At 49.3% G+C, this 26525-nt stretch carries 17 protein-coding genes; 9 read left to right on the top strand and 8 right to left on the bottom strand.

What is annotated here, in order from left to right:
• Nucleotides 1-39 precede the first annotated feature (39 nt).
• On the top strand, nt 40-1134 hold the full coding sequence (locus tag L0660_RS08290; RefSeq protein ID WP_235159061.1) for a phytase: 1095 nt from the start codon (nt 40-42) through the stop codon (nt 1132-1134).
• A gap of 128 nt (nt 1135-1262) precedes the next feature.
• Here L0660_RS08290 and L0660_RS08285 read toward each other — a convergent pair whose 3' ends face one another.
• The 8 genes from L0660_RS08285 to L0660_RS08250 form a co-directional block, all read right to left on the bottom strand.
• Nucleotides 1263-2801, bottom strand: a complete 1539-nt coding sequence (locus L0660_RS08285) for a RagB/SusD family nutrient uptake outer membrane protein (protein WP_235159060.1) — start codon at nt 2799-2801, stop codon at nt 1263-1265.
• Between the two features lie 10 nt (nt 2802-2811).
• On the bottom strand, nt 2812-6171 hold the full coding sequence (locus tag L0660_RS08280) for a TonB-dependent receptor (RefSeq protein ID WP_235159059.1): 3360 nt from the start codon (nt 6169-6171) through the stop codon (nt 2812-2814).
• Between the two features lie 153 nt (nt 6172-6324).
• A complete protein-coding gene (locus tag L0660_RS08275) occupies nt 6325-7719 on the bottom strand; it encodes an alkaline phosphatase (protein WP_235159058.1) in 1395 nt (464 codons plus the stop codon).
• Nucleotides 7720-7817: 98 nt separating this feature from the next.
• Nucleotides 7818-9374, bottom strand: a complete 1557-nt coding sequence (locus tag L0660_RS08270; RefSeq protein WP_235159057.1) for an alkaline phosphatase family protein — start codon at nt 9372-9374, stop codon at nt 7818-7820.
• Between the two features lie 30 nt (nt 9375-9404).
• The gene (locus tag L0660_RS08265; RefSeq protein WP_235159056.1) at nt 9405-10883 is read right to left on the bottom strand and encodes a SusD/RagB family nutrient-binding outer membrane lipoprotein; all 1479 of its coding nucleotides are present in this window, start codon (nt 10881-10883) and stop codon (nt 9405-9407) included.
• A 12-nt stretch (nt 10884-10895) separates the two neighbouring features.
• Nucleotides 10896-14051 carry a SusC/RagA family TonB-linked outer membrane protein gene (locus L0660_RS08260; protein WP_235159055.1) on the bottom strand — a complete coding sequence of 1052 codons (3156 nt, stop codon included), beginning with the start codon at nt 14049-14051 and terminating at the stop codon, nt 10896-10898.
• A gap of 188 nt (nt 14052-14239) precedes the next feature.
• The gene (locus tag L0660_RS08255) at nt 14240-15313 is read right to left on the bottom strand and encodes a hypothetical protein (RefSeq protein ID WP_235159054.1); all 1074 of its coding nucleotides are present in this window, start codon (nt 15311-15313) and stop codon (nt 14240-14242) included.
• The gene (locus L0660_RS08250; protein WP_235159053.1) at nt 15310-15948 is read right to left on the bottom strand and encodes an ATP-binding cassette domain-containing protein; all 639 of its coding nucleotides are present in this window, start codon (nt 15946-15948) and stop codon (nt 15310-15312) included. Before L0660_RS08250 ends, L0660_RS08255 begins: the two co-directional genes overlap by 4 nt.
• Before the next feature lie 138 nt (nt 15949-16086).
• Between L0660_RS08250 and L0660_RS08245 the strand changes: the two genes are divergently transcribed.
• The 8 genes from L0660_RS08245 to L0660_RS08215 all read left to right on the top strand — a co-directional run bounded on the left by L0660_RS08245 (nt 16087) and on the right by L0660_RS08215 (nt 26507).
• Nucleotides 16087-17436, top strand: coding sequence for a sigma-54 dependent transcriptional regulator (locus L0660_RS08245; RefSeq protein ID WP_235159052.1), 1350 nt, complete (start codon nt 16087-16089; stop codon nt 17434-17436).
• A gap of 303 nt (nt 17437-17739) precedes the next feature.
• On the top strand, nt 17740-17817 hold the full coding sequence (kdpF, locus tag L0660_RS26295) for a K(+)-transporting ATPase subunit F (protein WP_084439444.1): 78 nt from the start codon (nt 17740-17742) through the stop codon (nt 17815-17817).
• 27 nt (nt 17818-17844) lie between these two features.
• The gene (gene kdpA, locus L0660_RS08240; RefSeq protein WP_235159051.1) at nt 17845-19530 is read left to right on the top strand and encodes a potassium-transporting ATPase subunit KdpA; all 1686 of its coding nucleotides are present in this window, start codon (nt 17845-17847) and stop codon (nt 19528-19530) included.
• Nucleotides 19531-19598: 68 nt separating this feature from the next.
• Nucleotides 19599-21638, top strand: a complete 2040-nt coding sequence (gene kdpB, locus L0660_RS08235; protein WP_235159050.1) for a potassium-transporting ATPase subunit KdpB — start codon at nt 19599-19601, stop codon at nt 21636-21638.
• 37 nt (nt 21639-21675) lie between these two features.
• Nucleotides 21676-22233 (top strand): K(+)-transporting ATPase subunit C, encoded by a 558-nt coding sequence (locus tag L0660_RS08230; RefSeq protein ID WP_235159049.1) that lies wholly within the window; start codon nt 21676-21678, stop codon nt 22231-22233.
• 84 nt (nt 22234-22317) lie between these two features.
• Nucleotides 22318-23418 carry a porin gene (locus L0660_RS08225; protein ID WP_235159048.1) on the top strand — a complete coding sequence of 367 codons (1101 nt, stop codon included), beginning with the start codon at nt 22318-22320 and terminating at the stop codon, nt 23416-23418.
• A 208-nt stretch (nt 23419-23626) separates the two neighbouring features.
• Nucleotides 23627-24751: a universal stress protein gene (locus L0660_RS08220; RefSeq protein ID WP_235159047.1), complete on the top strand. Its 1125-nt coding sequence runs from the start codon at nt 23627-23629 to the stop codon at nt 24749-24751.
• Nucleotides 24752-24773: 22 nt separating this feature from the next.
• Nucleotides 24774-26507, top strand: a complete 1734-nt coding sequence (locus L0660_RS08215; protein ID WP_235159046.1) for an ATP-binding protein — start codon at nt 24774-24776, stop codon at nt 26505-26507.
• Nucleotides 26508-26525 lie beyond the last annotated feature (18 nt).

Raw genomic sequence — 26525 nt, 5'->3', positions numbered from 1 at the left:
CCGGGAGGGCTTTTTTTTGCTTTTTTAACTGGAATTTTTGTGAAAGGATTTATCATTTTACTTTTTGGCTGCGGCTGCGTACTAACTTCCTGCGGTGAAAAAAAACAGCTTCATGCCGATCAGGCAGCAGCTGCGGAGGACACGCTTGCCGTCATCAAGCCACGCTATATAACAGACACCGTTGCGCATGACACCGACGATCCGGCTGTATGGATCAACCCGGCAGATCCCGCGGCGAGCCTCATCATTGGAACAGATAAAGACCAGAATGGCGGCTTGTATGTGTTTGATCTGAAAGGCAAAATGCTGAAAGACAAGACTATACACGGCTTACAGCGCCCCGATAATGTAGACATCGAGTATGGATTGATGCTCAATGGCAAGAAAACCGACATCGCTGTCACCACCGAACGTTTCACCCACAAGCTCCGGATTTATGCTTTACCAGATATGAAACCTTTGGATGGAGGCGGCATAGCAGTCTTTGAGGGACAGCAGGGTGAAAACCATCGCGACCTGATGGGGATTGCGCTTTATAAGAATGTTTCAGGAAAGATTTATGCAATCGTTGGCCGGAAATCCGGGCCTACGGACGGCACTTATTTGTGGCAATATTTGCTGGAAGACAATGGTAAGGGTAACGTGAAGGCGACATTGGTCCGGAAATTCGGTGCTTACAGCGGGCTGAAAGAGATCGAGGCCATAGCGGTGGATGATAAGTTGGGCTATGTATATTATTCCGATGAAGGCAAAGGCGTGCGGAAATACTACGCCGATCCTGAAAAGGGCAATGCAGAGCTGGCGTTGTTTGCAACAACCGGGTTTACCGAAGACCATGAAGGCATATCCATTTATGAGCTTACGGACAGCACCGGCTACATTCTCGTTTCGGACCAGGGTGCCAACAGTTTCCAGATCTTCCCGCGTGAAGGAGATGCCGGCGATGCTAACAAGCACACCCTTTTGAAAAAAATCACTGTTCTCGCAAACAAAAGTGACGGTTCTGAAACAGTTTCCGTTCCATTGAATGCCGATTTCCCAAAAGGACTCTTCGTTGTCATGAGCGATGATAAAACCTTTCACCTGTATCGCTGGGAAGATATTGCCGGCAGCACGCTTCTGAAAATAAAGTGACTTTTTTCTAAAATGAGGGGCATAGCAGATTCGGAATATAGATTGCCCCTTATTAGAAAAAAGGAAAAAGCCGGACAGTAATGTCCGGCTTTATTCTTTTTTTCTAATTGAGATTTCATTTAACAGGATCAATACCCCGGGTTCTGGTACATTTTGGTTGGGTCCAGTTTGTATTCGTCAAATGGGATCGGGTAGTAGCGGTCTTTGGGCCCAAAGTTCGATAGTTTGGCAAGACCAAAATTATCCTGGCTTTTGGCCTTGAAATACGCAACCAGCTCATCGGTTGAGAAGAAACGCAGCAGGTCAAACCAGCGGTGGTTTTCAAATGCCAGCTCCGCACGGCGCTCGTGAAGGATTGCCAGTTTCAATGTCGGATATTTGGCGCGGTAAGCAGTGTTACGGATCGATGCCGCGTACAATGGCAGCCCGGCGCGTTCCCTTACCTGATCCAGAAAGCCGATGGCGGCGGGTTCATTTCCGAGATACATATTGACTTCCGCCAGCATTAAAATCACATCAGCATAACGAATCAAAATCCAGTCATTTCCTCCAAAACCCTGGTTAGTTGCAGCCGGACTGGCATCCCGGAATTTGGTAATGAAATAATCGCGTACGATAGGGTCGTTGGCAAATTTGATGTTGAAATCCTTTCTAACATCCGCTTCCTCATAATCCAACACAAGATCAGGCGTAACATTGCCACCAGCCCCGGTTGAGTTGATCAATGAGTTGATTGTTTCGCCTTTTGCCTGATTATTCCGCGCAATGGCAGAAGAAAAGTTAATGTCGCCCTGCTTGTTAACCACCTGGAAAATGATTTCAGGCACCGTGGATTTTTTGGCTACATCGAAAACATCCGCATAAGGGATCTCTTTCAATGTCCCGAAAGTGCGCAGTTCATAGCATGCGGTCAGATGGTTTTTTGCTTTGTTCAGGTTCTCGGTCCGGTTTGCCGGGGCCAGTGTGGTCGCCATGGTCAGATAAACCTGTCCGAGTAATGCATTCGCCGCAGCTTTGGTCACTTTTCCTTTGGTAGCAGTTGTCTGGACATTAGGTAATGTGCTGTTGACGGCGTCGGTTAAGTCTGTGACAATCTGTTGGTACACTATATCCTGCTTCTCCCGGAACGTGCTTGCCTGCACTTCGGCAAATGTCAATGGGCGCGTGATCAATGGCACGTCGCCCCATCTCCGCACCAGGTGGAAGTAGATGAGCGCACGCATGAATTTGGCTTCTGCCTTGTATTTTTCTTTCAGGTCATTGTCCGTGAAATTCACTTTTTCAATCCCCTCCAGAACCTGGTTCGAGCGCGTAATGGTCTGATATAATGCCAGCCAGTGGCTTTTAAGGTAAGTGTTGCTGGGCAAAAGTGAAAAATCATTGAACTGGAACGGCTCACCCGCGTTGGACTGGTTGTCATTCCGGCCTGTATTGTCCGATCGTTCCTCGCTGTAAAGTGCGCTCGTTTCGCCGATTCCGTTCCCATTGCGCAACGACTGATAAATGCCATTCACGGCCGCTTCCACTTCGCCGGGCGACTGGTAGAATGATGCATTGGAAACCGCATTAGGATTTTCAAGGTCAATAAAATCAGTGGAGCAGGAGGTTAGCACGCAAAGTGCGAGCGCGGTAAGGATATGGGAAAATTTATATTTTGTGTCAAACATAGCTGCTGAATTAAAATGTGATACGGGCACCAATGTTATAGGCGCGGGCAAGTGGATATTTACCATAATCGACACCCGGCGTCAGGTTAGAACCGTTGTTGTAATCAACCTCCGGGTTATAGCCGAGATATTTGGTCAGGGTAAATGCATTGTCTACTCCAACGTAAATCCGCAGGTTACTGATCGCATTTTTGCTGATCTGGGCAATCTGAGGGAAATTGTAGGCCAATGTCAGGTTTGTACATCTCAGGAAAGAACCATCCTGCAGGTAGAATGTCGATAACCGCGTGCTGTTGCTTTGCGTGCCTCCGCGTGCAGCGCGATAAATTTTTCCATCCCCCGGCTGAGCTTCGGAACGGTAACGGTTCAGTACTTTAGAATACTGGTTACCCGAACCTTCCATATTGAAAATGTAATAATCCTGTCCGTCCAGCACCTGGTTGCCGTAGATCCCGTTGAACGACGAGCTGAAATCGAAATTTTTGTAGCTGGCCGAAATAGCAAATCCGTAAGTGAATTTCGGATGCGGTGTGCCGATCACCTGCTTATCCGCATCATTCACAACCCCGTCACCATTGATATCTTCGAAATAAAGATCACCCGGACGCAGCGGGTTTGTAGAAGCCGTTGAACGCGCAGGGCCTTTCAACACATAACCGGCTGGGAATTTTTGGGTGGATGCATTGTAAGCAGCATTATCCGCTTCCAGGTTCTCCATATCCGCTTCGCGAACCATGCCTTTTACTTTGAACCCATAAAACATACCGATGGGTTGTCCCTGCTGTGTAATATGCGTTATATAGGAACGCTCAGCGCCTGTCGACAGGATCGTATTAGCACCTCCCATATCAAGGACCTTGTTGCGGTTTACCGAAAAATTACCGGTGATGTTCAGGTTAAAATCACGTTTCGAAATCACGCGTGCGTCGGCTTGGATATCAAAGCCGGTGTTCTGCACTTTCGAGTTTTTCAGGTTTGTCAGAATGGTCGACGAGCCCGAAATCGCTGACAGCGGCTGGTTGAAAAGCAGGTTGTAAGAGCGGCTCAGATAGTAGTTGGCAATGATGGAAAGCCTGTCTTCAAACAATCCCAGGTCCAGCCCCACATTGTATTGCGAAGTAGATTCCCAGCCCAGATCCTGGTCCTTGATTCCCTCCGCCCACAATGCAGTATTCACCGATCCGTTCCCGAAAACCACGCCGCCCGGAGCGGCCATTGTTTGCAGGAAGTTATAGTTACCAATGTTGTTATTCCCGCTCAGTCCCCAGCTTGCGCGCAATTTCATAGTGGAGGCTTTGCCCAGCAGATCGTTGTAAAACGGCTCATTCGAAATGTTCCAGCCTGCCGAAACAGATGGGAAGCTTCCCCAGCGGTTATTAGGACCGAAACGCGACGATCCGTCGGTGCGGAATGATGCCGTCAGGTAATATTTGTTGTCAAAATTGTAAACGGCGCGGGCCAGATAGGAGAGCAGCGTCCAGTCGGTTTTACCGGTGCCATCGCCTTCGGGGTTACCCGTGTTGAGGCCAAAGTAAATGGCATCTGCGCCTTTCCCGGTAATCTCCTCGATCCGGTCATTCTGGAATCCGCGTGCTGTAACCGAAATCACATCACGGTTGTTCTGCTGCGCAGTATAACCTACCAGTCCGTCGAAACTGTGCTTGCCCCATGCTTTTTTATAATTAAGGGTAAATTCGGCAAGCTTATCCATGAAGTTTACCGTGCGCGCCACAGCATTCGCTGCCGCAATGGCCTGTGGCGATCCCGGCGGGTTGGCACCCTCGCTCAGGCTGGTGGGGCGGTAGAATTCATATTTTTCGCTGTAAGTCTGCAAACCCAGATTAACCTTGAAATTCAGGTCCTTTACGATCTCAAACGTTGCAAAACCATTGTACGTCCCACGCTGACCGGTTCTGTTAATGTGCGTTTCGGTGGCCAGTGCCACCGGGTTTTCAATGGATTGCAAACCAAACCCCGAGCTCAGTGCCGCCGCCTCGTTCTTAGCCAGAGAGCCGTCTTCATTATAAGCTTTGAAAATCGGCATATAAACCAGCGCGCCCAGGATTGGTCCCTGGTTGAAGCGCCCTTCCTGCACTTCGCGGTTGGTATTATAGGTAAATGCCAGGTTAGCGCCGACTTTCACCTTCTTGTTGACATCGGCATCAATGTTCGCCCGGAAATTGGTACGTTCCTGCTTGGTGCTCAGGATAATGCCTTGCTGGGTAAGGTGCCCGCCGCTAAGCGCATAGCGAAGTCCTTTTTGCCCACCGCTGAAACTGATGTTATGACGGCTTACCGGCGCATTGCGGTAAAGTTCATCCTGCCAATCGGTGTTATATTTAGGTGTGATCACCCGCTGGTTTGCAAAATCATAGATGTCGTTTGGGATACTTACCGACCCTGCACTGCCGCCCAGGTTCTTGATCCGGGTTGCATTGTCGTCCGAAAACATCCCATCGTTCCATTGCTTGCCTCCGCTCACCATCAGGTCACGGTAAGTGTTGTTACGACCGTCGATCAGCAATTGGGCGAAATCCGACGAATTGAGCATATCCACTTTCTTGGCCAGCTGATGCACCCCGAACTGGTAGTCATATTCCAGCTTCCCTTTGCCTTCCTTCCCGCGCTTCGTTGTGATCAGGACAACGCCGCCTGCTGCACGCGAGCCGTAAATGGCTGCGGACGCAGCATCTTTCAGAATATCAATCGATTCAATGTCATTGGGATTGATAAACACGTCATTACCAGCAGGATAGCCATCAACAACATAAAGCGGATCTGAACTCGCATTGATAGAGCCGACGCCCCGTACACGGATTTTAGTGCCAACATAGGGCGCACCGCTCACTTGCGAAATCTGGACACCTGCCACTTTCCCGACCAAAGCCTGGCCTATGGTAGGCGTAGTCAGGTTCAATTCTTTTGCTTTTACACTCGAAACTGCACCTGTCAGATCGCTTTTTCTGAGCGTCTGGTAACCCACCGCCACAACCTCGTCGAGCATCATTGCATCTTGCTTCAATTGTATATTGAGTGGTTTTTCGTCTGATATCACCACTTCATGCGCAAGGAACCCGACGAACGAAAACACCAGGGTAGCACCCGCAGCGGCCTCGATTACAAATTCTCCGTTCACATCCGTAACCGCACCGCGGCTGCTGTTTCCCTTTTCAATCACCGTAACACCCAGCAAAGGATCTCCGTTGTCGTCAAGCACACGGCCAGTCACCCGGATTTTCGGGGCCTGGGTCCCGGCTTCCATGTTGGAGTCATGGCGCTTTGCTCCGGCCGCCCCTGCGGGGCTGAATGCACTGAAAACCAGAGAACCAGCAATTACCACATGGACAATGGGTAAAAGTAGTTTTTTCATAGAATGATTATAAATTTAATTTTAACAAGAAGACACTTTTTGTTTCTTGCTGTTTGAAACAAAAAAAGCGCCCCATAAGGGCGCAAAAGTAACTTTCCCGTGTTAAGCCACGAGGCGATAAATGTTAAGGTAATGTGAATTTTACAAGACAGCCTAAGCCCTGGCGACTCCGGTCATATCAAGCATAAAATGGTGCAGCTCGGTGTTTTTGACAAAAGGTTTAAGGGTTTCGCTTCCCGGTCCGAACATCGCCAGTTCGACGTAATCCGCAGAATGATCCATTCCGGCCCAGCCTATTCCAGTATAATGTGTCTGGATTCCAGCCAACTCCCGGAAGAGCGGTTTGTTGGCAATATACAGGCCCGACTCATTTTTGTTTCCGAACCGAGCCAGGATTTTTTCGGCTTCGGATTGCTTGATGGCATAACCCTGTGCAAATTCGATTCGCTCGATGAGCTGCGCCGCGGTGGGCACTTTATCGAGCTCACCCAGGATCCAGTTGTTGGTATGCTTAAACTTTTGCAGCAGATCAAACTGCTTGTCGCTGCCGAAAAGACCCGGATTGGCATTGCCATGATCCGTCGTAATAATCACAAGCGTGTCTTTGTCCTTTGTGGCAAAATCCAATGTAACCTGGACCGCCTGGTCAAACGCGACCTGGTCATACAGCAAACCGCCCGCATCATTGGAATGTGCCGCCCAGTCCACTTTTCCTCCTTCGATCTGGACCGCAAATCCCTTTGGGTTTTTTGATAATAGATCAAGCGTTTTTTGCGTCATTTCGGCCAATGTCGGAACAGCTTTTTGCAGCCGTTCATCCTGGAATGTATCCAGCGAGTAGGGAAGCGCACCTTCGCAGTACACACCCATGATCGGTTTTTGTGTATTGTTGAGGCCTAGCATTGCATCGCGGCTGCGCGCGACCGTGTAACCGGCTTTTTCGTAGGCCGCAAAAAGGTCCGTTTTGTCCTTGCGTTTTTCAGCAGAAAAAAACTCCGCGCCGCCACCCATCATCACGTCGAATTTCAGGTCCAGATATTGATCTGCAATTTCCGACTCATCACCGCGGGACTTATTATTGATGCAAAATCCGGCAGGGGTGGCATGCGTGATCGTCACCGATGTGACGCAGCCAACAGATTTTCCTGCCTCTTTAAATTTTTGTAAAATTGGTTTGTTAAAACTCCCGTCCGCATTCACGTTCAGGTTTCCGTTCGGGACTTTTCTGCCGCCTCCCCACGCCGAGCTTCCGGCCGCTGAATCGGTAACGAGTGCATTGGAAGAAGAGGTTTCCATGAACGCCCGGCGACCGGTTTGTTCGGCATACAACTTCATCCAGCTACTCATGCGCCCGGCTTTCCGGTTGAGTAACAGGTCCGCCATGTTCAGCGTCCCCGTGCTCATGCCGTCACTGACCATGAAAATGATATTCTTTGCACCCTGCTTTCCCCTGGAAAATGTTTTGGCGTCGCTTCGCTCGCCAAAAAGCGTCATGTGCCCGGCAAGGAGCCCGGCAGAACCGTTTGTAAAAAAGTCCCTTCTGTTCATTTGAGGCTCGGTATATTCAGTTTTAGCTTACCGCAAAACTAGTCGAGCGCGTATTATCGTCAGGTTAAGATGTGGGTCCGGATATGAAGAAAGTGTTATCAGTTGGACTTGTTTCTTTCTGTTTTTGTAAAATCAAAATACTTGTAGTTGCCTAATACGGACATTTCAAGCTGTAACTTGTAAGTGCCCCAATCATACTTCGCCTCGGCTGTTATCACTTGTTTTTTTGCATTGTTGTCAGCTGCTTTCTGGTTTTGCAGAAACTCCGATAATGCGCGGCCGTCCATTTGTGACGGGGCTTTGAGACCATAAAGGGCGAGCACTGTCGGTGCTATGTCAATGTTTGAAGTCGGGAGCTCGCTGGTAAATGCATTTTTGAAGTCCGGGCCATCAGCAAAAAAAGCAATGTTGATCTCATAAGGGCTCGATCCGCCGTGCCCGGCAACGCCTCCCGAAAAGTCGGTTCCGGCAAAGCCTTTGTCATTTTTATCGTCGTTCCAGTTGGGTGCCACGAGGATATCGCCCGAACGCGTCGGGTGATTGTAGTGAATGGCGTCAAAGGACAATGTTCCCTTTACCGAGCCGGCCATATCACCTTTCTTTTTGGGTTTGGTAAAAACCGCGCCGATCCAGTCCGTTTTATGCATTAAGGCTACAATTTTTTCGATCTGGTTTTTATCATGGTTTTTTACATAAATAGCCCCCTCTGCAATCACCACGTCATCAGATTCTTTATCCTTTTTCAAACCCTCCGCAATGAGAAGGTCTGTTATGTCCTGCTTGCCGGTGTGGGTCACAAAACCATGATCGGTTGAGATCAGCAGATTGAACTTCTCCTTTAATCCCCTGCTGGACAGCGAATCCAGGATGCGGCCAAACTGCGCGTCCACATACTTGATCGCCGCCACTGCCTGGTCTGAGCCTATGCCGTAACGGTGCGCAGCGCCATCGGGATCTGAGAACCAGATTGCACTCACGAGCGGGCCGTTATTTTTCAAGCCATATTGCAGCAATGCGTCTGCGATCCATTTGTGTTTGATAAAAACGTCGCCGGTTCCTTTCGGCATAGGGCCAATGTCGGCCATCACCTGCGCCTTAAACGATTCCGGCAGTATCAATTCCTGATTGATAATCGCGCCCTTACCGACTTTATGGTTTTGCAAAAATGCCTGTCCTGTGGTTCCTGAGCTGAAAACCATCATTTTACCGCCAGCCGCTTCCAGCACTTCACCCAGTGAAACAGCCGTTAACAGACGACCATTCTCCGAATCCTGTGCTCTCATAAGATCCGGGTAAGTCGTGCCGATCGCTTTGTTAGGACTCACTTTCGGAAAGTAAACGGCGTTGCCGAGAAGTCCGTGCGTGCCAGGATAGGACCCTGTGGCGTAGGACGATGAATTCACCCGCGTTACCGTCGGAAATACGCTGTGATGGTTTTTTCCGTAGGAAGCTTTTTGTTTAAATGCATATAAATTGGGCATTTGCTCCTCCGTAATGTAGTCCGGACGAAGGCCATCGAAGAACACGATGAGCGTTTTGTTCTTGCCGTCCAAAGACTTTTCCGCGGCGGGATTTTGCGCTTGCGAGATAGGGGCAGCGAAGGCAGTCCAAACGATCAGGACTGCCCGGGCGGTGGTTATATTTCTGAAAATCATATAGTAATGAAAATAAACGGATTTGAAAAACTACTTATCCCACCACACTTTAATGTTGCTGTCGTCACCACCCATGGAAGCAACGGCTCCGGCCAGGGCCTCTGGGTTAAGCGATTGCAGATAAGTAGGATAAGGGACGCGCGAAGGGAATGTGTTTTCCGCCGGGATGCCCGCTCCACGCGGCAGCACAGGATATCCGGTTCTTCGTTTCTCGAACCACGATTGATAATCCACAAAAAAGAACGCATAATACTTTTGCAGCATAATTTGCTCCAATTGCTTTTCCGTGGATGCCGATACGTTGAAGGCAATGCCCGGCTGGTCAGCAAAACCTTCCGGAACGGTCACACCCCACTGCGTCATAGAGGCGGCAATGCCCGATTCATAATGCTGTCTGGCCGTGGAGCCGGTTTTGAAACCTTTCAATGCGAGTTCGGCTTTGATGAATTCAACTTCGGCCCAGGTCATCATTACGCCCAGCTGCGGCAAGGTTTTCAATGCATCCGAATAACTGGAATTGCTTCCTACGGCATATTCCAATGTGGTAGGATAGCCGCTTTCAATGCCACGAAACACATTGTCACTCCCGGATTTCACCTGAGTTGCCCATGCGGCCCGACGCGGATCGCCGAGGTCGTTCATGCGATCCATGAAAAATTTGGTATAATAATTCCCGTCACGCCAGTCCACCTGGCGGGCGTTGTAAAATGGATTGAAGAATGGAAATGTGCCTGGATAGCGGAAAATAGCTTCCTCCGAATTGGCCGTAAATACAGGGTTTGCAGCCGGATCAGCCAGAATAGCAGTAAGCTGTTCCTTTACATTTACTTCGCCCTCACGCTTGGAAATCCGGAGCAGTAACCTTAATCTAAGCGAGTTGCAGAACTTCTTCCATTTAACGATCCCCGGATTTTTTCCACCCGACAATGCATTGGCATTATAAAGCATGTCACCACCATAAGTAAGCGCTTTCGTGTCGTCCAGCAGCGTGTTGGCCGTTTCCAGGTTCTTTAAAAGCTGAATGTAAATGTCTTTTTGCTTATCAAAGGTCGGCTTGAAATTGCCTTCAATGGCTTTGGTGGCCTGCGAATAAGGCACGTCGCCGTAAAGATCGGTCAGGATGGAATAGGCCCAGCTTTTGTAAATCAGCGAAATGGCCTTGTAATTATTTTCATTCAAACGATCCGCGATCAGGTAAATGTCTTCAATATCATTCAGATACGTGTAAAAGTTGTTCCAAACGCCGCTTCCGGGATTTACAATGTAGCGGTGCAAACCACCTCCTCCGGCACTGGCCCGCGGCGCGTCCACCTGCATGAGCTCATGCGTAAAATTGCGGCTGGCATTCACCGTGCTGTTCACGATCTGGTATTGCAATTGTCCCAGCATCACGCCCGGGGTTATTTCTTTGGGGCGGTTGGGGTCCGTATTGAGCTCTTCGAAATTGTTGGTGCAGGATCCAAGTAGCGTTAGGACTAGCAAAAAGGGAATATATGCTTTTTTAAACATGATTTCTTTGGATTAGAATTTCAGGGTAAGGTTCATTCCCATGGTCCGGGTGGACGGGAATTGGGCCAGTTCTACGCCCGGCGTCAGGGTGCCGTTGTTCAAGTTTCCGCCCTCCGGGTCGAAGCCGGGAAATTTGGTAAAATTGAAAAGGTCCCTCCCGAAAACAGCCAGACTGGTCTGGCGTACGCCGATTTTAGAAAGAAGTGCCTGCGGCAGATTAAACTCAACCCTTAGCTCGCGGATTTTCAGGAAAGAAGCGTCGAAAATGTTGGTTTCGGCATTTGCGATCTGGTAATAGTTGTCGTAATAGGAGCTGGCGGGCACTTTTACGGTGTTAGGCGTAAAACTTCCGTCCGGCTGTTTCACCACACCCTGGCCAATGATCCCGTCTTCGCGGCCCGGTAATGTGACCTTTGTTTTGCCTAGTGTATTGTTTTTATGGGAGGTTTGCGAGAACATGTCTCCGCCCATTTGTCCGTCCAGCAGCAGGCTTACACGCACATTGCGGATCGTGAATTCATTGGAAAAACTCGCTTTCCAGTCTGCAAATGCATTCCCCCATTTTTTTGCCGTTGGGTCCAGTGCGGCGGGAAGCCCTACCGAAGAATAAATGATCTGGCCATCCGGTGCGCGCTGAAAGCCACGGCCATACATATCGCCCATCAAACCGCCCACGCGCGCTTCAATGCTCACATTGGTGTTATGCGCGTAAATGACCTGATTGGTAATGCCCGAAGCAAGCTCTTTTACATAACTTCTGTTTCTTGACCAAAGTAATGTCGTGTTCCAGCTGAAATTCCGGGATGTAACTGGTTTGCCCGTCAGCTTGATCTCCACGCCGCGGCTGTTGATAAGCCCTGCATTGATCAATGCATTGTTATATCCTGAAACCGGGTCCAACGGAATGGCCAGAATCTGGTTGCGGCTGTTGTTATTATAGTAAGCCACATCCAGGCCCACCAGGTTTTTAAGCAGGCGGATATCCAGGCCAAACTCATAACTGGCCGTGATCTCAGGTTTCAGGTCAGCATTGAAAAGGGTGTTGGAATTGGTAAAGCTGTTTCCGTAGATCCGGTCGTAATAGCGGGCCGTCTGATACGGACGCGTATCATTTCCAACCTGTGCCCATGAAGCCCGGAACTTGGCAAACGAGATCGCACGCGGCAATGCAAAAAGCTCATTCAGCAAAAAGCTGGAACTCACGGAAGGATAAAAGAACGAGTTGTTGCCATAGGGCAATGTGCTCGACCAGTCATTGCGGCCCGTTACGTCCAGAAATATTTTTTCGTCCCACGAAAACTGTGTCGCGGCGTAAATGCTGTTGATGGCTTTTTTGGTTTTCAAAGGATCGGCCACCGCCTGGTCCAAGCTGTTGGAAATCTGGTAAATGCCGGGCTGTGCAAGCTGGTCGGCATACATGCCGGCAAAGTCGTACGACTGCCGCATGGCGTTACCTCCCGCCGAAGCCGTAACGTCGATCAGATTGGCTATTTTGTCTTTATAATTTAATAAAAAGTCCGTATTGGACTCGTAGGTAAATACATTCTGCTCGCGATACATGCCACGCGGGTAGCGCGTCATGCTGAACGGGCGCTGCTGTGAACGGAATTCAAAGGCCATATCCAGGCCCGTGCGCACCATAAGGTCCAGTTTTGGAGAGATCTCGTAATTGGCCGACACATTGCCGATGAACCCGTGTTTGTTCATCTTGTTCAGCATTTCATACATGCCCAGGTAAGGGTTATCAGGCGTAGGGTTAAACGGGCTTCTTTGTTTCACATTTTCCAAACCTGGCTCCCAGTAAGGCTTAAACCATTCGGGCTTAATATTCGGCGTCGTTCCCAGGATCAGGAAATACATGAGCGACTGGTTGTTATAGCCGGCCATAGGCAGATTGCCGCTTTTCTTGTTGGTATAGTTTGCCTTCCCGTTAATTTTCAGCCTGTTCGAAACTTTCTGGTTGACAGAAAGTGCCGCATTAATCCTCTCAAAGCCTGTGTTGGGGATAATCCATTTATTTTTCAAATGCGTCAAAGACAAGCGCGCAGAGCCGTTTTCTCCACCGCCTTCAACAGAAATACTGTTTGAAAATGTTGTCCCTGTCTGGAAAAATCCGGAAATGTAGTCTTTGTTGGCAACCCACGGCGTGCGGACCGTCGGGCGGCCGTCCGGTGCATCGGGGTTATACTGGTAATACATCTGGCCGTTGAACTTGGGGCCCCAGGCCCGGCCGGCTGCCACTGTGGTTGCGGTGTTAGGGCCGTCTTCGCTGTCGAGATAGGAAAAATAAGCGCCGCTTCTTCCTTCTCCATATTCAAACTGATAGTCGGGATAGCGATTGATCTGTTCAAAACTGAAATTGGAATTCACCGTTACCCCAATACCCCTGTCCTGACGAACGCCGGACTTGGTAGTGATAATAATGGCCCCGCCCGCGGCGCGGCTTCCGTACAATGCCGTAGCGCCCGGGCCTTTCAGCACGGTTACTTTTTCGATATCATCAGGATTAATGTCCGACAAGCTCGACCCGTAATCCACCGGACTGTCGGCAGAAAGGTGCGAATTAAAGCCTGTTCCTGTAATGCGGCTGCTGACCGGCACACCATCCACAACGATCAAAGCCTGGTTGTTGTCCAGGTTCAGCGAGGATTCTCCCCGCAATGTTATGCGTGCAGAGCCCATAGGTCCCGCGCCGGCACCCTGAATGTTCAGCCCGGCCACTTTTCCGGACAATGTATTGACCCAGTTGTTGGATTTGGCATCTTTCACTGCGTTTTCATTGATAGTCTGCGCGGCAAAACCGAGTGATTTTTCTTCACGTTTGATGCCCAAAGCCGTAACAACCACCTCATTAAGCAGCTTGTTGTCCTCTTTCAATGTAATGTTCAGCACGCTGCGGTTGCCGATTGTATGTTCCTCCGAAAGAAAACCAATGGCAGAAAAAATAAAAGTGGCGCTGGTCGAAGGCGCTGAGAGCGTATAGGCACCATTGCCATCCGTTGTCGTTCCCGAATTGCTGCCTTTGATAAGAATGCTTACACCTGGAAGTGCTTCACCCGTAGCGGCGGTTACCTTACCGGTGACGGTGACAGCCTGTGCGGATGTCTGCAGCGACATGCCGCATCCGACCAGCAATGCAAAGATTGCGTGTAGTAAATGTTGTTTCATTCGTAATAGGGGTTAAGTGAGCGCCGGAAGCGGGGTTTGCGCCGGTCGTTTTTTAAAACCCCAAAGGTATTTCTGTCAGGTGCAGCAGGTTGTTAAGCGCAGGTTATGGATTTGTTATGAAAAAGTTGGCTGGTGATCTCGTTTCCAAACTTTTAAATCATGTCTGTATAACCGGGCAGCTCAGACCGTCATATTTTGCACCACTTGCGGAAAGCCAGGAGCGAGAACAGCAAACCGCAGGCGGAGATCAGCAGGAGAGGTATTTTGTATAAAACCAATAAGGTAAGCGCTATAAATCCAAAGAGAAACACCTGGAATGCGTTTTCAGGCAATCCGGATCTTTTGTAAATATATAAATGCGAAACGATGACGATAGCAGCACCCAGCATGTACAACTGCAACACCGCTGAAAAGCCAAGGCCTCCGTGGCGGAGCATGACGATCGTCTCCGGCAAGACCAGCACCAGATGCGAAATGACTATACTAAACCAGCGTTTTGGGAACGAAGCGGGCAACGATCTTCCCCAAAGCCAGATCTCACTTTCCCATTTATACAATTCCAGCGAAATGCCCAGATTGAGCAGATAGGCAAGCGACATGCCCACAGCCGGCATTCTGATGTCGTATTCGCCCGAGCTGTAATAAAGCATCGTTCCCGCTGCTACCAGCATTGCTCCCAGCTTTCCCACCAGGAGGGTGATGCCGCGCTCCCGCAAAAGCCACTCCATGGACCAGAATAGCGCTGATGCAGGCCTTGGGAAAGGCCATTGTATGATTTGCTTTCCTTTGACCGGCACATATAAAACCGGCTTTCTGATGCGCCACTCTGCTGCGATAACCAGCATGACTATCAGAACAATGTAAAACGGAATTACCGGCCAAAATCGGGTTGTCAGCTTGTCCTGAATGGCAATGACGAGCAGGTAAACACCGTAGTACAGAACGGGTTGCAATAAGCCCAAAGCCTGTATGGTGAACCTCCGCGTGCGAACGAAGGCAGGCCACGTGCGGACGTGATAAATGAACTTGTACTCAGGTAATTTCCAGGTGCTGATCAAAAATTGAATGCATATCAGGCTGTAAATGAGCCAGATCGTAAAAAGTGCAAGCATTCCGTATATGCCGCCTGTCAGGAAGAAAACGGCGAAAGCGTGGTGTTCATTGGCACTCAAAAACCCAAATAGCACGCCTAACAGCACCAGGAACGTTCCGGCGCGTTGCCTGAAAAATACTGAGACCGTGGAGACCAGCAGCATTTTCATAATGCAGTGGTCGCGATGAGTGTTTTGTCTTTTAACCGGAAACTTTGGGAAACGTGCAAGCCTTCCTGCTCGAACAGCTGATGCGATGACAGCAGGAAAGTGACGCCGTTGCGGTCATATTCCTTAATCAGTTCAAAAAGCACTTCCCGTGCTTCCCGGTCGATGGTGATCAGCGGCTCGTCGAGAATGATAACGGCGGGGTTTCCCAGAAATGCGAGCAGTAAGGACACCTTTTTCACCATCCCGCTGGAACAGCTCCCGAATGGATTTTGCAGGTAATTAATCCCAAATGCTTCAATGAGCTTTTCGCTTTGCCCGCGCGGAGCTCGCTGCGCTTCGGCAACGAAAGCGATCAGGTCTGCGGGTGTAAGAAACGAAGGATAAAGCGGCTCCGCTTCGCCGAGGTTCAGGCGGAGTCGGTATTCTACAGGATCTTTTTTTTGATCGTAAGTGCCGTCGAGTATGATGCTTCCGTCAAACGGCAACATACCGGCCAGCGTCCTGAAAAGCGTTGACTTTCCTGCGCCGTTCTCACCTTGTATCCAATAAATTCCCTTTTCAATTGAAAATGACGGGATCGAAAGAATTTCGCGCTCGCCATAGCGCTGCCTGAGCTGCCTGATTTCTAAAACCATTGTAAAACAAATTTAAGGAATTCTAACTTTGCATTGCTCAAATGGTTGTTTTGGGCAGGCAAATTAAGAAAGGATCCTTTTGTAGTCCATCATCAGCGGAGCATCCGGCTGGAAATAAAGAACATTAAATTGACAAATGTGAAGACGGTACTGATTATTGATGATGAAGAAAAGCTCCGTTCGCTGCTGGCCAGGATCATCCGGGCGGAAGGCTTTGAAGTTTTGGAAGCAGGCGATTGTAAATCAGGGCTGGCGAAGATAGATAACCCTTTGATTGATGCCGTGCTCTGCGACGTAAGGCTGCCGGACGGCAATGGCGTTGAACTCGTTCCCATTCTAAAAAGCCGTAACCCGCAGGCCGAAATTATTTTGCTGACCGCCAACGGCAACATTGCCGACGGAGTTCAGGCCATGAAAAACGGGGCGATGGATTACATCGTGAAAGGCGATGATAATGACAAGATCCTGCCGCTGCTGGACAAAGCAATTGAAAAGGCGCAGCTTAAAAAGAAAGTGAAAACGCTGGAAGCGATTGTTTCCAATAAATTTTCATTTGACAAAGTCATAGGAACGTCGCTGCCCATCAATGACGCGATCAGCCTGGCTAAGAAAGTGGCCGCAACCGACACGGCGGTGCTGCTCACCGGGGAGACGGGAACGGGAAAGGAAGTGTTCGCGCAGGCCATCCATTACAACAGCCCGCGTGCCGATAAAAACTTCATTGCGCTCAATTGCAGTGCTTTTGGAAGGGACATGATCGAAAGCGAGCTTTTCGGTTACAGGCAAGGCGCATTTACCGGCGCGCAAAAAGACAAACGCGGACTTTTGGAGGAAGCCCATAACGGGACTTTATTCCTGGATGAGATCGGGGAGCTGCCGCTTGAATTGCAGGCCAAATTGTTGCGCGTGCTGGAAACGCACGAGTTTATTAAATTGGGTGATACTAAAACAATTAAATCAAATTTCAGATTGATCGCTGCTACCAACCGTGATTTGAAGACCGAGTCGGAGCAGCACAGGTTCAGGGCAGACCTTTATTTCAGATTAAATGTATTTCAGATCCAGCTGCCGCCACTCAGGGACCGGGTAAAAGATATCCCTTTGCTGCTGGATTTTTTTCTTGATTATTTCTGCAAACAGTCCAATAAGCCCAACCTGGGCTATTCGAAAGATTTTCTTAAACACCTGGAAAGCTACGAATGGAACGGCAATATCCGGGAACTGAAAAATGTGGTTGAAAGGGCAGTGATCATCAGCGACGGTGAACTGGAAATTGCCAGCCTGCCATCCAATGTCCAGGAGTCGGCGCCATTGAAGAGTCAGCAGCTCTCCGCTTTTTCGATGGCAAGCATTGAAAAATTACACATTCAGAAAGTACTTAATTACTGCAAAGGCAACAAGGCAGAAACGGCCCGTTTGCTCGAAATAGGAATTGCTACGCTGTATCGCAAAATCGAAGAGTACGGCCTTCAAAGTTCCGGTCAATAGCCGGGCCGCTGCTAAGGCACCCTATATTTTTGATAGGGTGCCCTATCAAAATGATAAGGTTCCAGAATAATAAAATTTCCCCAAAAAAGCATTAAATGGCTGATATATAGCTGTTTAAATACACAGTGGAAAAGTTTGGTATGCCTTTGGAATGTTTGGTATCGATGATCGCTCTTTCGGGCATCAGCGAACAGGCATTCACTTAAACATTACATATCATGCTTACAATCCTCTTAGTTGCCGCAGGCTGTTTATGCTTCGCGCTTTTTTACCAATCCGTCCACTTTTTTGAAAAGATCTGACATGGCAGCATTACTTGTTGTATCCATCGGTGTGTTTGTCTACATGTGCTATGTGCTCATCAAACCAGAGAAATTTTAACGGGCCCGCTATCAATTTTTAAATAAAATGAACTCAGAAATTTTAAGCGTCATTGCCATGTATGGAGTTACTATCCTGTTGGCTATCCCATTCGGAAAGTACATTGCCAAAGTCTACGCAGGAGAAAAGACGCTGCTCGATCCCGTATTCAATCCCCTGGAAAATATTTTCTTCCGCATCAGCGGCATCGACCGCAAAGCAGAAATGAACTGGAAACAACACCTGGTGGCCATGCTGACAATCAATTTTGTGTGGTTCCTGCTCGGCATGTTTGTGTTGATGAACCAGGGCTGGCTGCCGCTGAACCCGGACGGAAATCCCGGACAAACGGCGGATCTGGCATTCAACACCAGCATATCCTTTGTGGTCAACTGTAACCTGCAGCATTACTCGGGCGAAAGCGGGGTAAGTTATCTTTCGCAGCTCTTTTTAATGTTTTTACAATTTGTAAGTGCAGCCACGGGGATGGCCGCAGCTGTTGTTTTATTTATTGCATTAAAACAAAAAGCGACCGACAAGCTGGGTAACTTTTACAATCTAATGCTGATCTCCTGCACGAGAATTTTATTGCCAGCGTCCATTGTCGTAGCCAGCATCCTCGCATTCAACGGCACGCCGATGACCTTTGAAGGAAAAGACAGCATGATCGGCATGCAGGGCGACACGGTGGCAGTCTCCAGGGGCCCAGTCGCGGCTTTTGTGGCGATCAAGCATTTGGGAACAAACGGCGGCGGGTTTTACGGGACCAACTCGGCCCACCCGCTCGAAAACCCGAATTACTTCACTAACATGGTTGAAATGTTCTCGCAAATGATTATTCCGCTGGCCATGATTTTTGCGCTGGGATTCTTTTTGAAAAGAAAGAAAATGGCCTGGATGATCTTCGGCGTCATGACCATTGGGTTCTTGCTGCTTTGCTTGCCAACGATCATGTGGGAAGCAAAAGGTAACCCGGCCATTGCGCAAATGGGCATAGACATGAGCTCCGGCGCGATGGAAGGTAAGGAATCCAGGATCGGCAGTACGGCTTCGGGATTTTGGAGTATAGCCACTACCGTTATATCCACAGGCTCGGTGAACTCCATGCACGACAGTGCCATGCCGCTATCCGGAATGATGCAGCTCCTGGCCATGATGACCAATGCATTTTACGGCGGCTGCGGGGTCGGGATCCTGAATTTCTTCATCTTCATCATTCTGGCTGTATTTATCAGCGGACTTATGGTGGGGCGTACGCCTGAGTTTTTAGGTAAAAAAATTGAAGGACGTGAAATGAAGATCGCCATGATCGTAGCACTTCTCCACCCATTATTGATATTGGCCGGGACGGCGCTGGCAGCAGCATTCCCCGCAATTACTTCCGCTAATCTGAACAATCCCGGTTTTCACGGATTTAGCGAGATGCTGTATGAATACACTTCTTCGGCGGCCAATAATGGGAGCGGGTTTGAAGGGCTGGGCGATAATAATCCCTGGTGGAACATTACAACAGGCTTTATACTGATCCTTTCGCGCTTCATCCCCATCATCGGGCCCGTCGCGATTGCAGGACTTTTAGCCAATAAAAAATATATCCCCGAAAGTGCCGGCACGCTGCGGACAGATTCAGCCACATTCGGGATGATGGTCATGGCCGTCATCGCAATCATCACGGCCCTTTCATTCTTCCCAGCATTAACCCTAGGCCCAATCGCCGAGTATTTCAGCCTGTAATCAGCACAAGTTAACTGACTAACAACATCAAACGGGCACCGGAATTGAAGCCGCGCTCCTAACATCCAATGAAAAATCAAAATGCATCCTTGTTCCAAAAGGATCTGGTGAATCAGGCTTTAAGACAGTCTTTTACCAAATTGAACCCCAAAATCATGTTTCGTAATCCGGTCATGTTTACCGTTGAAATAGGCACATTCGTCATGTTTGTGGTGTGTTTGTGGATCTTATCGGGAAACACTTCCCAGGGCAGTTTTGGCTATAATTTTGTGATCTTTCTGATCCTGCTGCTCACATTATTGTTTGCCAATTTCGCCGAAGCCATCGCCGAAGCACGGGGAAAAGCGCAAGCCGACAGCTTACGTAAGACACGCGAAGAAACACCCGCCAAACTGGTCGTCGACAACAAACCCGGCTTCTCAGTATCGACCCAAAGTGTGATGTCGGCCCGGATGAAAAAAGGGGATATTTTTATCTGTGAAGCCGGCGACAACATTGCCACCGACGGCGAGATCATCGAAGGGCTCGCCACCATCGACGAGAGCGCCATCACAGGTGAATCTGCGCCAGTGATCCGCGAAGCAGGCGGCGACAAAAGCAGCGTCACGGGTGGCACGAAAGTGCTTTCCGACAAGATAAAAGTCATGGTAACGACTGCGCCGGGCGAGAGTTTTCTGGATAAAATGATTGCCTTGGTAGAAGGTGCCAGCCGCCAGAAAACGCCCAACGAAATCGCATTGACTATCCTGCTGGCCGGGTTTACACTGGTGTTTGTGATCGTATGTGTGACGCTGAAACCCTTCGCCGATTATTCCAATACGCCCATTACCATTGCGGCATTCATCTCCCTGTTCGTATGCCTTATCCCGACTACGATCGGCGGCTTACTTTCGGCAATCGGGATTGCAGGCATGGACCGTGCGTTGCGTGCCAATGTGATCACCAAGTCGGGTAAAGCCGTGGAAACAGCCGGCGACATAGATGTGCTTTTGCTGGACAAAACGGGAACAATCACCATTGGAAACAGAAAGGCCACGCAATTTCACGCTGCAAAAGACATTGCCGACAATCACTTCATCAAAGCCGCCGTACTCAGCTCAATCGCCGATGAAACGCCGGAAGGAAAATCCATCCTGGAACTGGCCAATGCTACGCCGACATCTTATCAGATTTCCAATCCCACATTCATCAAGTTTACCGCAGAAACACGCAGCTCCGGCGTCGACTTCGAAGGCACGCGAATCCGCAAAGGCGCATTTGACTCGATCCGCACCCTGGTTACCAGCGCTGGAAATGCGTTTCCTGCCGAAATTGAAGAAAGTGTAAAAGCGATTTCCAACAATGGCGGCACACCGCTCGTGGTTTCGGAAAATGAGCGTGTGCTGGGGGTGGTTGAGTTGCAGGACATTATCAAGCCAGGCATCAGCGAACGTTTTGAAAGGCTTCGTAAAATGGGTGTCAAAACGGTGATGGTAACCGGCGATAACCCGCTTACCGCCAAGTTTATTGCCGAAAAAGCGGGTGTGGACGATTTCATCGCCGAAGCCAAGCCCGAGGACAAGATGAACTACATCAAAAAAGAGCAGGAAGGCGGTAAGCTCGTGGCCATGATGGGGGACGGAACCAATGACGCACCCGCCCTCGCACAAGCTGATGTGGGCGTGGCCATGAACAGCGGCACGCAGGCAGCCAAGGAGGCCGGTAACATGGTGGATCTGGACAATGATCCGACAAAACTGATCGAAATTGTCGAAATTGGAAAGCAGCTGTTAATGACCCGCGGAACGCTGACCACATTCTCGATTGCAAATGACGTCGCTAAATATTTCGCCATCATTCCAGCCCTTTTCATCGCCAGCATCCCAGCCTTGCAAGGCCTGAATATCATGCGCCTCAACAGTCCCGAAAGCGCCATCCTGTCCGCCGTAATTTTCAACGCCGTCATCATCCCATTCCTCATCCCGCTGGCACTAAAAGGCGTGGCCTACAAACCCATAGGCGCCAGCGCCCTGCTAAGAAGAAACCTCTTCATCTACGGCCTGGGAGGCATATTGGTGCCATTTGCAGGCATAAAGGTCATTGACCTGGTAGTAAGTATCTGGATTTAGAATTTAAAGAATTTAACAAAGCTGAAAAGCTAAAAACATGAAAACGAACATATTTCCCGCAATCAGATTAACGATTGTAACGCTGCTGTTTTTCTGTGTGGTTTACCCGGCTGTGGTTTGGGCAATTGCGCAAATGACGCCCGACGGTGGTCGGGGTGAGACGGTTACTGCTGATGGTAAACGTTACTATGCCAACATTGGTCAGAAATTTACAGCAGACGGGTTTTTCAACAGTCGCCCTTCCGCTGTGGAGTATAATGCGGCTGGAAGCGGCGGGAGCAATAAGGGACCTTCCAATCCGGAATATCTGGCTGTGGTGCAGGCCAGGATCGATACATTTTTGATGCATAATCCGGGCGTTGACAAGAAAGATATTCCCGTCGAGCTGGTGACTGCGAGCGGCTCCGGACTTGATCCGGATATTTCGCCTAAGGCTGCGTTGATCCAGGTAAAAAGGGTGGCTGCTGCTCGGAAAGTTTCCGAAGAAAGAGTCGCACAGCTTGTCAGCGAGCACACGGAAAAACCATTATTAGGCATGTTTGGACCTGAAAAAGTGAATGTGCTGAGCCTGAATATAGCTTTGGAAAAATTATAAAAACATGCCCTGATCCTTACCGGCAGCGACGCGGGGAGCGAGGTTTTCAACAGCGCCGCTACATTCATTTACAGTACATTTTCAATGAAAAGTTTATTATTGGCTGCATTCGGTTTAGTAATTCTAAAATCGGCTATGGCGCAGGATTCCACGAAAACTACGAACCCTTTGACAATCAGCGGATATGCAGAGGCTTATTACAATTACGATTTCAACAGGCCGCTCAACAACACGGCTCCGGGCTTTCTTTACAATTTCAACCGCATTGGCGAAGTGAATCTGAACCTCGGCTTTATCAAAGCAAACTACACAACCGACCGCGTGAGAGGTAACCTGGCCCTGGCAGCCGGAACCTACGTGAATGCGAACTATGCGGCAGAGCCGGGCGTGCTCAAAAATGTCTTTGGAGCCAACATTGGTCTGAAAATTTCAAAAAATGTGAACCTATGGCTGGATGCCGGGATTATGCCGTCGCACATTGGTTTCGAGAGTGCTGTCGGCAAGGATAACTGGGCATTGACCAGGAGTTTGGTGGCTGAAAATACGCCCTACTTTGAGTCGGGCTTGAAGCTGGGTTTTACAACAAAAGATGAAAAGCTTTATGTGTCCGCCATGTATCTCAATGGTTGGCAACGCATGCAGCGCGTGGATGGAAACACTATGCCTGCCTTAGGGACGCAGGTTACCTACAAGCCGGCCGCTAATGTCACATTGAATTACAGCACATTCATGGGATCAGACAAGCCGGATAGTGCCAGGCTCATGCGTTATTATCACAACTTTTATGGTGTTTTTCAGCTTGCTGAAAAGTTCGGGATCACGGCCGGTTTCGACTACGGAACGGAGCAGAAAGCGAAGGGAAGCAGCGAATACAACAACTGGGTGGTGCCCACATTAATCGTACGCTACTCACCATCTTCAAAGGTTAACATTGCAGCGAGAGGTGAATATTTTCAGGATCAAAACGGCGTGATCATTACGACGGGCACGGAGAATGGTTTCAAAACTTTCGGCCTGTCCGTCAACATTGACTATGCCGTTTTCCCGGGCGTGCTCTGGCGCGTGGAAGCCAGAAACCTGAGCAGCAGAGACCGGATATTCCTTGAAAGGAATCAGGCAGGAGCGGAAGCAATGTCCAGAAAGAATAACTTTTTTCTGACCACTTCAATTTCAGTTGCTTTTTAATATTTAGTCAAGTCAGTTAGATAACATATTTATTGATATTGTCTCTCATAAGGACAGTTGTCAGCCTGAGCGGAGTCGAAGGCACGTTACCAAGAAGTAGCGCGCCTTCGACTGCCCGGCGGACCGGTCCGCTCAGGCTGACAATAACACTGGCATCATTCACTGAATATTCAATTTCAAAACAAAATCAACCCTACACCTAAACCCAATGTCCGAAACCAACCCCAGTGCGCAGCATTTTCTGGATCTGATCAAAAAATCGAGGCGTGGAAAATTCAAGATTTACATTGGCATGAGTGCTGGTGTTGGCAAGACATTCCGGATGTTGCAGGAAGCGCACGCCCTGCTGCGCAATGGGATCGATGTCAAAATCGGCTACATTGAAACGCATAACCGGAAAGAAACGCACGATCTGCTCGACGGACTGCCGGTGATCCCGCGCCGCAAACTTTTTTACAAAGGAAAAGAACTCGACGAGCTCGATGTGCAAGCCGTGATTAGCCTCAGGCCGGAGGTTGTGGTGGTGGACGAGCTGGCGCATACCAACATTGAAGGCAGCAAGAATGACAAGCGCTGGCAGGACGTGCTCGAAATCCTCGAAGCAGGCATCAATGTCATCAGCGCAGTGAACATTCAGCACATTGAATCGTTGAATGAAGAAGTAAAAGGCATTACGGGCGTGGAGGTGAAAGAGCGCATTCCGGACAGCGTGCTGGGCGCAGCGGACGAGGTTGTCAACATTGATTTAACTGCCGACGAGCTCATTACGCGACTGAAAGAGGGTAAAATTTACAAGCCTGAAAAAATCCAGACAGCACTTAATAACTTTTTCAAACCCGACCATATCCTGCAACTCCGCGAGCTTGCATTGAAAGAAGTGGCGAGCCAGGTGGAGCGTAAGGTGGAAACGGAAATTCCCAAGCTGGTTGCCTCGAAAAGGGAGAAATTTCTGGCCTGTATCAGCAGCAACGAAAGCACGGCCCGGCATGTGATCCGCAAAACGGCGCGGCTGGCCAGCTATTATAACAGCAAATGGTTTGTCCTTTACGTGCAGACCCCGAACGAAAGCCAGGACAAGATTGCATTGGACAAGCAGCGGCATTTGATCAATAATTTCAAACTGGCCACCGAAATGGGCGCAGAGATCATACGGGTCCAGGATACCAATGTGTCTGAGGCGATTATACAGGTCGCCGAGCAGCGTGAAATTACCACGATCTGTCTGGGTAAGCCGCATATAAACCTGCTGCGGGTGATCCTGGCAACCAACCTTTTTAATAATCTTTTGAAAAAACTTTCATCTTCTGATATCGACCTGGTTATCTTGTCTTAGCGTAACCACTTCGCCTTTTTCTATGAAAATAAAAACCAAACTGCGACTCGGACTGGGCGTGCTGTTTCTGATGATCCTGGCATTGTCCGTGATTGCCGCGGGCTACATTTATACGCTCAAAGAGGACACTGAAAACATCTTGCAGGACAACTATAAGACGCTGGATTACAGTCGCAGCATGTTCCTGGCCCTCGATCAGATCCACCAGGGCCCCGAAGCAGGAGCCAGATTTGAGCAAAACCTGAAAGAACAGCGGTCGAATGTGACCGAGCCGGGAGAAGGGGAGGTGACCAATAAAATTGCGGGTCATTATGATTCTCTGAAAAAAGATTTAAATAACCCACAAATGCCGGTCCTGATCAGAAATGATCTGGCTGAGCTGACGCGGGTTAACATGGAAGCGATACGGGCGAAGAGTGACAAGGCGCTGGATACGGTGCATTCGGCGTTTATCTGGATCGCGCTGACGGGAACCGTTTGCTTTCTGATCGCTTTGACGCTGCTGGTCAATTTGCCGGGTAATGTTGGCAACCCGATCCGCGAGCTGACGGAAAGTATCCGCGCTATTGCAGCGAAGAATTATGCCGAGCGGCTGCATTTTTCTGGTAAGGATGAGTTTGGAGAGCTGGCGAGTTCATTCAATACGATGGCCGAGAAACTCGAAGAATATGATAACAGCAATCTTTCGCAGATCCTGGTGGAAAAGAAGCGCATTGAAGCCCTGATCAACAACATGCACGAGCCCGTTATCGGTCTGGATGAAAACAAAAAGGTGCTGTTTGCCAATGAAGAAGCCGTCAAGATTACCGGCATTGCGGTGAGTGATTTATTGGGAAAATCGGCCATTGAGCTGGCAGAGCAGAATGATCTGATCCGTGCGTTGATCGAGGAAAAAGAAGGGCTGCATGCCAATAGCGCGAATGCCGCAGTGCCGTCGCTGAAAATTTATGCAGACAATAAAGAAAGCTACTTTGAAAAGGAAATCGTCGATATCACGATCGTTCCGACGGGTGAGCGACTGAAAAAATTCATCGGTCAGGTGATCCTTTTGAAGAACATTACGCCTTTCAAAGAGCTTGATTTTGCCAAAACCAATTTCATCGCCACCGTTTCCCATGAACTGAAAACACCCATCGCTTCCATCAAGATGAGCCTGCAACTGCTGGAAAGCCAGCATACCGGGGATCTGAACGAGGAGCAAAAACAATTAATGTCCAGCATTAAAGAAGACAGCGACCGGCTGCTGAAAATCACCGGCGAGCTGCTGAATATGTCTCAGGTTGAAACGGGGAATATTCAGTTGAACATCCAGTCGAGCAGCCCGTATGCAATCCTGAAATACGCCGTGGATGCTGTCAAAACACCGATTGAGCAAAAACGCATCGAGCTCGTGGTGCAGGCAGAACATCAGCTCGCCGACGTAAAGGCGGACATGGAAAAAACGGCCTGGGTACTAATCAATTTCTTGACTAACGCAGTCCGTTATTCACAAGAAGACAGCAAAATTCACATTCAACTCACACCCACCCAGCAAGGCGTCAAATTCCTGGTTCGGGATGAAGGTAAAGGCATCGACAGCCGTTACCGGACCAAAATTTTCGACCGCTATTTCCAAGTTCCCGGCAGCTCAAAAACCGGCACCGGCCTCGGGCTGGCGATCAGTAAAGAGTTCATCGAGGCGCAGGGCGGCAGCATTGGCGTAACAAGCGAAATCGGGATGGGCAGCAGTTTTTACTTTGAGCTTGCCAGCGCCTGATTGCTTGAATACATCCTG

It is taken from the genome of Dyadobacter sp. CY351 (assembly GCF_021502625.1).
Lineage (GTDB): Bacteria > Bacteroidota > Bacteroidia > Cytophagales > Spirosomataceae > Dyadobacter > Dyadobacter chenhuakuii.
The sequence above is the reverse complement of the archived record's forward strand: the minus strand, read 5'-3'. Positions and strand labels throughout refer to the sequence as shown.

Coding starts and splice junctions, on each gene's coding strand:
- L0660_RS08285 (WP_235159060.1), bottom strand. CDS start 2,801: ATGTTTGACACAAAATATAAATTTTCCCATATCCTTACCGCGCTCGCA.
- L0660_RS08280 (WP_235159059.1), bottom strand. CDS start 6,171: ATGAAAAAACTACTTTTACCCATTGTCCATGTGGTAATTGCTGGTTCT.
- L0660_RS08275 (WP_235159058.1), bottom strand. CDS start 7,719: ATGAACAGAAGGGACTTTTTTACAAACGGTTCTGCCGGGCTCCTTGCC.
- L0660_RS08270 (WP_235159057.1), bottom strand. CDS start 9,374: ATGATTTTCAGAAATATAACCACCGCCCGGGCAGTCCTGATCGTTTGG.
- L0660_RS08265 (WP_235159056.1), bottom strand. CDS start 10,883: ATGTTTAAAAAAGCATATATTCCCTTTTTGCTAGTCCTAACGCTACTT.
- L0660_RS08260 (WP_235159055.1), bottom strand. CDS start 14,051: ATGAAACAACATTTACTACACGCAATCTTTGCATTGCTGGTCGGATGC.
- L0660_RS08255 (WP_235159054.1), bottom strand. CDS start 15,313: ATGAAAATGCTGCTGGTCTCCACGGTCTCAGTATTTTTCAGGCAACGC.
- L0660_RS08250 (WP_235159053.1), bottom strand. CDS start 15,948: ATGGTTTTAGAAATCAGGCAGCTCAGGCAGCGCTATGGCGAGCGCGAA.
- kdpF (WP_084439444.1), top strand. CDS start 17,740: ATGGCAGCATTACTTGTTGTATCCATCGGTGTGTTTGTCTACATGTGC.
- kdpA (WP_235159051.1), top strand. CDS start 17,845: ATGAACTCAGAAATTTTAAGCGTCATTGCCATGTATGGAGTTACTATC.
- kdpB (WP_235159050.1), top strand. CDS start 19,599: ATGAAAAATCAAAATGCATCCTTGTTCCAAAAGGATCTGGTGAATCAG.
- L0660_RS08230 (WP_235159049.1), top strand. CDS start 21,676: ATGAAAACGAACATATTTCCCGCAATCAGATTAACGATTGTAACGCTG.
- L0660_RS08225 (WP_235159048.1), top strand. CDS start 22,318: ATGAAAAGTTTATTATTGGCTGCATTCGGTTTAGTAATTCTAAAATCG.
- L0660_RS08220 (WP_235159047.1), top strand. CDS start 23,627: ATGTCCGAAACCAACCCCAGTGCGCAGCATTTTCTGGATCTGATCAAA.
- L0660_RS08215 (WP_235159046.1), top strand. CDS start 24,774: ATGAAAATAAAAACCAAACTGCGACTCGGACTGGGCGTGCTGTTTCTG.